The sequence below is a fragment of the uncultured Cytophaga sp. genome, assembly GCF_937863595.1.
Lineage (GTDB): Bacteria > Bacteroidota > Bacteroidia > Cytophagales > Cytophagaceae > Cytophaga.
In genome coordinates this window covers 1-8,572 of record NZ_CALMGQ010000164.1, presented here as the reverse complement: position 1 = coordinate 8,572, position 8,572 = coordinate 1, and the positions used below count along the sequence as shown (strand labels likewise).

At 34.4% G+C, this 8,572-nt stretch carries 7 protein-coding genes; all 7 read right to left on the bottom strand.

Annotated features, from left to right (window positions below):
• Window positions 1-106: 106 nt before the first annotated feature.
• The 7 genes from Q0543_RS14310 to Q0543_RS14280 all read right to left on the bottom strand — a co-directional run bounded on the left by Q0543_RS14310 (window position 107) and on the right by Q0543_RS14280 (window position 8,425).
• Entirely contained in the window at window positions 107-1,972 is a 1,866-nt protein-coding gene (locus Q0543_RS14310) for a U32 family peptidase (protein ID WP_299254532.1), read from the bottom strand.
• A gap of 238 nt (window positions 1,973-2,210) precedes the next feature.
• Window positions 2,211-2,555, bottom strand: a complete 345-nt coding sequence (locus tag Q0543_RS14305; RefSeq protein WP_299254529.1) for a zinc ribbon domain-containing protein YjdM — start codon at window positions 2,553-2,555, stop codon at window positions 2,211-2,213.
• Between the two features lie 209 nt (window positions 2,556-2,764).
• Complete coding sequence (locus Q0543_RS14300) at window positions 2,765-3,655, bottom strand: fructose bisphosphate aldolase (protein WP_299254526.1); 891 nt, start codon at window positions 3,653-3,655, stop codon at window positions 2,765-2,767.
• A gap of 36 nt (window positions 3,656-3,691) precedes the next feature.
• Window positions 3,692-4,861, bottom strand: a complete 1,170-nt coding sequence (gene nhaA / locus Q0543_RS14295) for a Na+/H+ antiporter NhaA (RefSeq protein WP_299254523.1) — start codon at window positions 4,859-4,861, stop codon at window positions 3,692-3,694.
• 185 nt (window positions 4,862-5,046) lie between these two features.
• Complete coding sequence (locus tag Q0543_RS14290; protein WP_299254520.1) at window positions 5,047-5,739, bottom strand: DUF1003 domain-containing protein; 693 nt, start codon at window positions 5,737-5,739, stop codon at window positions 5,047-5,049.
• A gap of 91 nt (window positions 5,740-5,830) precedes the next feature.
• Window positions 5,831-7,849 (bottom strand): alpha-amylase family glycosyl hydrolase, encoded by a 2,019-nt coding sequence (locus tag Q0543_RS14285; protein WP_299254517.1) that lies wholly within the window; start codon window positions 7,847-7,849, stop codon window positions 5,831-5,833.
• Window positions 7,850-8,173: 324 nt separating this feature from the next.
• Window positions 8,174-8,425 carry a hypothetical protein gene (locus tag Q0543_RS14280; RefSeq protein WP_299254514.1) on the bottom strand — a complete coding sequence of 84 codons (252 nt, stop codon included), beginning with the start codon at window positions 8,423-8,425 and terminating at the stop codon, window positions 8,174-8,176.
• Between the last annotated feature and the right edge of the window lie 147 nt (window positions 8,426-8,572).

Genomic DNA, 8,572 nt, shown 5'->3' with positions numbered 1-8,572 from the left:
TGAATTATGAATTATGAATTATGAATTATGAATTATGAATTATGAATTATGAATTCATACTATTTATGTTTTTTTTATTTATAACTCATAATTTATCATTCATAATTCAATACTCCTCCTCATCAAATACCAAATCCGCATCTTTCTCCCAGATCTCCATTTCACATGGCTTGCAATTGAATTTTAATTTATATTCGTTGTCGCCATTTTTTAACACAAGTGGTTCTATTAATTTTTCTCCCATTGTTTCGCGCTGATGAATCGGACATTTTCCCAATTCATATTTTACACAATATTTGGTTGTCATTACACGCGCCTTACCAGGATCCCATTGCAATTCAAACGCTTGTTCAATTTCTGTTACGCCGTGTCTGTGATAAAATGCTCGCGCCATTTTATTTGACACATTGTACATGAAATCTAATTGTTGCACCGGATAGGGGTGTTCTGTTTTTTGAATCTGATGTTCTTTCCTTACATACGCTGCTACACGCACATCAATCAAATCCTCTAAGACAATACGTCTTATTTCATTTATTTTTGAAATCGGTAGAAACCAATTCTCCGATAAATCGATTGTGACAGCATCAACGATAAATGGGGTATTTCCTGTTTTAGATAAATTCTTTTTAATATTGTCTATTACTCCATCACTATTCTTACTTACTTCTTTACTTAGTTCAAGTGTTGAAGTAGAAGTGTGTCCGTCTTCATCAATTGCATGTAACTTGAAGCCTGTTGCAGTTTCGCTGAATGTAAGAGAAATTCCGATCTTACGAATGGCACTGTCTTCTCGTTCAACCAATTTGTTGAATTCAGCATCGGCATTTCGATATATCATCGTGCCGACTTTTATGGGTTTGTAATTATTGGGAATAACAATGCCATTTGTAACCGTATTAATTTGCGTACCGTCGGCTTCATCTTTTTCATTTATGAAAAACAAACCATCACCATTGTTTAGCTTATCCGAATTTTCAATCACATAGCCATTTGCTTTTACTTCAAGTACCTTGCCGATAACTTGTCCTTGTGATTTTGGAGTGTCCCAAGAGCCAATACTGGCCGTTCTTTTATTAACAAAATAGTCTGTATATCCTCTGTTGAAGCTGCGATCCATTTCGGCATCGAAATTGAAAAACGTTCTGCCCGAAGATGCTTTTTCAAAGCGTTCGTTGTTTTCAAGAAAACTATCTAGTTTTTTACGAAGATATGAAACGTTGTTTTTAACGTAAACGAGATCTTTTAAGCGACCTTCAATTTTAAAGGATGTAATTCCTGCTTCAATAAGGTTCGGTAGTTGATCGCTTAAATCTAAATCTTTTATGGATAATAAGTGGCTGTTTGCAATCAATGTTTTACCTGTACCATCTGTTAAGCTGTAAGGCAAGCGACAGTTTTGTGCGCAAGAGCCTCTATTCGCACTGCGTTCGCCACCGGCAATACTCATATAGCAGTTACCACTAAAGGCAACACATAAGGCGCCCGAAACAAAAAATTCTAATTCAACATCTGTTGCTTTAGAAATATCTTTAATCTGATCTAAATTTAATTCTCTAGCCAACACCGCACGTTTCATTCCTGCATCAGAAAGGAACTTAACATGTTTTGGATCACGGTTGTTTGCTTGGGTACTTGCGTGAATGACAATAGGAGGGATGTTCATTTCCATGATAGACATGTCCTGAATAATCAATGCATCAACACCTGTATGATACAATTCATGAATCAATTTTTCACAGGTTGCCAATTCATTGTCGTATAAAATAGTGTTTAATACGACAAAAACCTGCGCCTTGAATAGATGCGCATAGCGCACTAATTCAGTAATGTCTTCAACTGAATTGGTTGCATTGGTTCGAGCACCAAATTGAGGTGCACCAATATACACTGCATCTGCTCCAGCATTAATAGCTGCCATACCTTGATATAGGTTTTTGGCAGGAGCAAGTATTTCAACTTTCTTTTTCATAGGAACCGCAAAGTTCCACAATTATTAAAGGGGAAACAAGAATATGAGCTTAAAGCTTAGTGCTTAAGACTAAAAGCGATAAAATAAAACACTCTCCAATGTGTATTTTTAGATAATTATAGCTTTGTTGGGATTTTTAAAAAAGGTGGAAATGTAATTTTGTTAATCCATTGATGATGATTCAGACAAATTCAGACACATGCAATCCAATGAATCAATCTTTTAACCCAAAATCAAATCAAACTTTGCGAACAAACTCTGATTTTAATGCCATTGCACCAAATCCATCAACCTTGCAGTCTATGTTATGATCTCCATCTTTTAAACGAATGTTTTTCACTTTTGTGCCTGCCTTGATCGCTTTGGGTGCTCCTTTAACGGGTAGGTCTTTAATGATTACTACGGTATCGCCATCTTGTAAAATATTTCCGTTTGAATCTTTAATAACTGTCTCGCTACTTAAGTTTTCTTCAATTTCTGAGGGATTCCATTCGTAGTTGCACTCCGGACAAACCATCATTGAATCTACTTCATACGCGTAGGGTGATTTGCATTTTGGACAAGCAGTAGTTTCTTCAGACATGGCGATAGCGTTAAAATGAATGGTCAAAGATACGAAAAATAAGTAATGTGTATGCCTTTGTAATGGGTGTTTTGGCGAAATGTGATTTAAATCATTATGTGGCTATAAAAAATGAATGCATTGCTTGGGATACCTTTAAGCAATGCATTCGTGAAATACTGATTTTTCTAATGAATAGAATTAAATCAGTTCTAGATATATAAAGCGTACTATGTAATCGACGCCGTATAGATGCGATCAATTGCAGTTGACAACGTTTTAGTAAATTCTGCGTCGGATTGATTTACTCTAAGATCATCCAATAATGCTCTAGAGAAGCTTGCTATCACTCCTTTGTTTTTGGATAGTTTATCTGTTGCTTCATCGATATCGTATCCGCCAGATAATGCTACTACACGCACAACTTGAGGGTGTAGTGTAAGTTCATGATAGAAATTGTCTTCAGAAGGTAGGGTGAGTTTTAACATCACATGTTGACTTGTGTTTAGTAAACCTAATTGATGTTGAATCTCTTCCTTCAAAGTCATTTCAATTTCTTTTTTATTGTGTGCATGAATGTCTACTTCCGGTTCGATGATTGGTACTAAACCGTTTTCGATAATGACACGAGCAAAATTAAATTGTTGTTGAACAATTTTGGTTATACTATCTCTATTATAACCATAAATAACCGAACGCATTTTTGTTCCGAATACACCTTTCTTTTTTGCATCCTGAATGATTTCATCCAAATGAGGAATGGCTTTCATTAATTGAACTTCGAATTCTTTTTCTTCTAAGCCTTTATCAATTTTTAAAAACGGAACGATGTTTTTCTTCCACAAATATTCTGTAGTCGGAATTTCTTCAATTGTACTATTAAGTGTTTTTTCGAATAAAATAACACCTAGTATTTTATCGCCAGTAAAAGATTCATTTGTGATAACACGAGAGCGCATGGTATGTATTAACTCATACATTTCTTCTTCACCATTGTATGCGCTTTCTTGTATGCCATAGCCTAATAATGCTTTGGGCGTGCTTCCTCCACTTTGATCCAATGCCGCAATAAAGCCCTTGCCTTCTTGCATGCGTTTTAATTGTTTTTCAAATTGTTCCATATAAAGGTGTATTGAATAGTGTAAATTAGTATGCTATTAATTAAGTACGGTGTTATTCTTTTTTATTGTGAAGCGTAAAAATACCAAACCCAAAATGGCAGATATTATTGAAGCAATAATAATGGCTATTTTGGATTCATTTACTAATTCTATCGAATCAAAGGCTAATACGGTTATAAATATAGACATGGTAAAGCCAATGCCACCTAGAAAACCCACACCAATAATGTTTTTCCAGTTTAAATCACTTGGCAAGGAACATAGTCCAAGGCTAACTCCTAAAAAAGAAAATAGGAAGATACCAATTGCTTTTCCTGCAGATAGTCCTAAAATAATCCCGATGCTATTACTTGACAACAAACCTGTTTGCCACGTATCTGGAATTGCAATAGCGGTACTTGCTAACGCAAAAATGGGAAGTATAATAAAGGCCACTGGTTTATGCAGAAAATGTTGTAAAATATAGGATGAAGACTTTTTATCTCCATTGCCAAATGGTATTGCAAATGCTAATAATACTCCTGTTATAGTAGCATGTACACCAGATTGTAACATGAAATACCACATAATAACACCACCAATTAAATAAGGTATTAGATTTCGGATTTTCAATCGGTTTAAAACGAGTAAAATTCCGAATGTACCCAATGCAAGGAATAGATTCAGTAAGGATATAGTATTTGTATAAAAGATAGAAATGATAATGATGGCTCCTAAATCATCCATAACTGCTAGTGCTGTTAAAAATATTTTTAACGATAATGGAATACGGCTACCTAATAGCGATAAGATTGCTATGGCAAATGCGATATCGGTTGCCATGGGAATCCCTGCGCCATCTTGAGTTGCAGTGCCATAATTAAATGCAATAAAAATACCCGCAGGTACAATCATGCCACCCAACGCAGCAAATATGGGTAAGGATGCTGATTTTAAATCCGAAAGTTCTCCATCGTATATTTCTCTTTCAAGTTCTAAACCAATTAACAAAAAGAATATGGTCATCAAACCGTCGTTAATCCAGTGAGTAATGGTATGGTGGTTAAATGATGTATTCCAAAATTCAATATAATTAGTACCAAATGCTGTATTGGATAATATGAGGGAAGTGATTGTTATAAAGATTAATAATATACCGCCTGATTTTTCACTGTTAAAGAAATCTGTAAAGAGTGTTGTGGCAGGTAGGATCTTTTTTAAATTCATTATTGAAATGTTAATCTTATAATTTGAAAAATATATACATCATGTATATGGTATATAAGATACAAAAAAATAAGGGATAAAACTCCGTTTTAGCTCATTAAGTTTGTGTTATTAAAATTAATATTTCGATTAATAGGTAGTATTATACTAACTTAAAAGACTGATCAAATTTGGCTGATAATCAATTACTTTTTCTTAATCTCTTTCATTAAATCTTCCAAATAGTCTGTTTGGACTTCTTGTATTTCTAATAATTTTTTGTTTTGATAAATAAGAATATGATCCATTTTTTCGCTTAATAGTTTTATTTCGAGTTCTGCCTTTAAATTGATTTTATAATCATGTTCTCCGCGTTGTCTGTCTTTTTGTTCTTGTCTGTTTTGACTCATCATAATGATGGGCGCTTGTATGGCTGCCAAACAAGAAAGGATTAAGTTTAATAAAATGAAAGGAAAGGGGTCAAATGGTTTTGTCGTCAATAACCAAATATTAATAATCATCCATACAATAATAAAGCAGAAAAAAGTAATAATGAATGTCCAGCTGCCTCCAAACGATGCTACTTTGTCGGCAATGCTTTCGCCAAAAGTTAGGTCCGTTTCGTTCTCATCTATAATGTTTTCTGAAAGTATGGAATTATTTTTAATTGCATTGAGTACATCTTGATCAATGACAGCTAATTCACCCTTCTCTTGAATAATTAAAGATGTTAAGTATAACCGTCTGTATTTATTCAACTCATCAAGTGAAATGTATTTTTCTTTATCTAATTCCGGAAAATCGATTTTGATTAAATTGAAAATACCTTCTCTTATATCTTCCCCTTTAATAGCTTCACCTAATTCAATTTCTTTTTTGCTGATGCAACTTGTTTTCATGAGATGGTTATTAAAAGATTTAAAACAAAAATAAGTCCTGCAGCATTCAAACTACAGGACTTATTCATAATTCATAACGTATAATTCATAATTATTCAGCCGCTTCTTTTTTCTTAAATACCAACACACTTCTGCTTGGTGTGTAAATACTCAATTGACCTTCTTCATTCGTGAAGTATTCAACTGAATCGTCAACTCGACCATGACCGCCAAAACGTGTGTCGTCACTATTTAAAACGATCTCAAATATGCCTGGACCAAAAGATTTGAATTTGTAACCGAATACTGAATTACTTACGCTAAAGTTGAACACAAAAATCATATTGTTGCGTTCAAATATAATTACCTTATTGTCGTCGTCCATATTCAATTGATTCGCTGGACCTGAAGCGAGTAGACGAGTCTTACGTACCAAACGCATCATTGCTTCGTCAAAAGCACCTAAGAATTGATATTTTAATCGTGGATTGTCAACCAACGACCACTGTCTGCGAGCATATTGATAACTCCAATCGTTACCCACTCTTGGGAAATCAATCCATTCTGGATGACCAAATTCATTTCCCATGAAGTTTAAATACCCTTCACCACCTAATGCAAATGTAAACATGCGCAAGAGTTTGTGTATTGCAATCCCTCGATCAATGACAGGGTTTGCATCATCCACTTGCATGTGGAAATACATTTCTTTATCCATTAACCAAAAGGCAATGGTTTTGTCACCAACCATTGCTTGATCGTGCGATTCAGCATAGGCAATTGTCTTTTCTTTATAACGACGGTTGGTTAATGTATTCCACATTTCATAGATGTTCCATTCTTCATCTTTTAAATGTTTTAAATACTTAATCCAAAAGTCGGGGATGCCCATAGCCAAACGATAATCGAAACCAACTCCGCCATCTTTAATTGTTCGAGATAAGCCAGGCATGCCACTTACATCTTCCGCTATAGTAATGGCATCTTTTAAATATCGGTGCGTAACCTCGTTTGCTAATTGCAAATACGTTACGGCATCATAATCTACGCCACCTTTAAAATACGTATCGTAATTATCAAACGTCTTCATTCCATGGTCGAAGTATAACATAGACGTTACACCATCAAAACGGAAACCATCAAAATGAAATTCTTCCAACCAATAACGTAAGTTAGAAAGCAAGAAACGTTTTACTTCTAATTTTCCGTAATCAAATAATTTTGAATCCCAACCTGTATGATAGCCTCTATCGCCAGGATGAAAGTATTGATGATCGCTGCCATCAAATTCAGCCAAACCTTCAGATAAATTCTTCACAGCATGGGAGTGAACCACATCCATGATTACTGCCAAACCATATTTATGTGCGCGGTCTACCAAGTATTTCAAATCTTCTGGTGTTCCAAAACGTGAAGAAGGAGCAAAGAAGTTTGAAACGTGATAACCAAAAGATCCATAGTAAGGATGTTCCATAACAGCCATCAATTGAATGCTGTTATAGCCCATTTGGCGGATGCGTGGAACAATCTTGTCCGCAAATTCTCTGTAGGTGCCAACGCCTTCTTTTTCTTGCGCCATACCAACGTGCGCTTCGTAGATAATCGGGTTTTTAATTTTACGCAAATTGAAATCACGATCCGTCCATTCAAATGGTTTTTGCGGCAACCAAAGCTGACCAGAAAAGTCGGTTGTGTCGGTGTCCTGAACGACACGTGTTATATATGCAGGGATGCGATCGTGGGTGCCATTTGCACCTACTATCTGTACTTTGATTTTGCTTTTATGTACAAAACGTTTTTGATATAAATCATAGGGAAGAAATATTTCCCATACGCCAAAATTATTTCGTGTTAAGGGATGTGAACGTCTATCCCAGTCGTTGAAATCTCCCGTAAGGTAAACTTCATACGCTTCAGGAGCCCATTCTCTATAAAACCAACCACGTTGATCCTCATCAAAATTGATTCCGTAATATTTATGTCCGGTTGCAAAAGTTAATAAATCACCGTAGTGTTCTTTAATTTCTTTTAAAGCACGTTTATATCGAGTGATGCGATCTTGAATTTCTTCTTCGTAAGGTTCCAACCAAGGGTCATCTTCAATTAAAGCAATTCCTTTTTTCTCTTTCATACTTGTTAATAGGTTCGAATAAAATGAAACATAAATTGCATTCCATTTTTATCATTCAAATCAGACATAGTAACTATGGTAGGACCCATATTAACACAACATCTGCATTACTAAAATAAATTTTTAAATTCGTACAAACTAGTAAAAATATGAAATGTGCATAGGTATTTTATTGTAGTAGACAGTAAAAAGGGGATTGATAGCTAACTATTTAAAAACAAGATGCTTATTGGTTTATATGATTTGTCTCATATAAACCAATAAGCATCTAAATGTTGAAGTAGCAATTTAATAATATTAAATCTTGCAGATTCTAATTTAATTTTAACAAGAAATCCCTTTCTTGCCTCTTTCAACACTTTTATGTATATGCTCAAACATATAAATACGTTGAAGTTCTTGAGGAGAATAGATATTCTTTTGCTGTGGAGCAAAATTTTCTATTTGTATCTCTGGTGATATTTTTAGGGGTAAGAAATTTTTTATGTCACCTGCTAATAAGCTATTAAATAAGAATAGTACGCTCGTTACAGATAAGAATAGTAAGGTTCCGATATGGAGTAATTTCTTTTTCATAATTAGTCTCCTTTCTAATGATTACTTACTATATAAACGAAAAAAAAGACTTATTGGTTCTAATTCCAATAAGTCTTTCATGACATATATACCAATGTCGTTTAGTTAAGGAAATTTAAAATAAAATTGATAATTTTACAATACTAA

Coding starts and splice junctions, on each gene's coding strand:
- Q0543_RS14310 (WP_299254532.1), bottom strand. CDS start 1,972: ATGAAAAAGAAAGTTGAAATACTTGCTCCTGCCAAAAACCTATATCAA.
- Q0543_RS14305 (WP_299254529.1), bottom strand. CDS start 2,555: ATGTCTGAAGAAACTACTGCTTGTCCAAAATGCAAATCACCCTACGCG.
- Q0543_RS14300 (WP_299254526.1), bottom strand. CDS start 3,655: ATGGAACAATTTGAAAAACAATTAAAACGCATGCAAGAAGGCAAGGGC.
- nhaA (WP_299254523.1), bottom strand. CDS start 4,861: ATGAATTTAAAAAAGATCCTACCTGCCACAACACTCTTTACAGATTTC.
- Q0543_RS14290 (WP_299254520.1), bottom strand. CDS start 5,739: ATGAAAACAAGTTGCATCAGCAAAAAAGAAATTGAATTAGGTGAAGCT.
- Q0543_RS14285 (WP_299254517.1), bottom strand. CDS start 7,849: ATGAAAGAGAAAAAAGGAATTGCTTTAATTGAAGATGACCCTTGGTTG.
- Q0543_RS14280 (WP_299254514.1), bottom strand. CDS start 8,425: ATGAAAAAGAAATTACTCCATATCGGAACCTTACTATTCTTATCTGTA.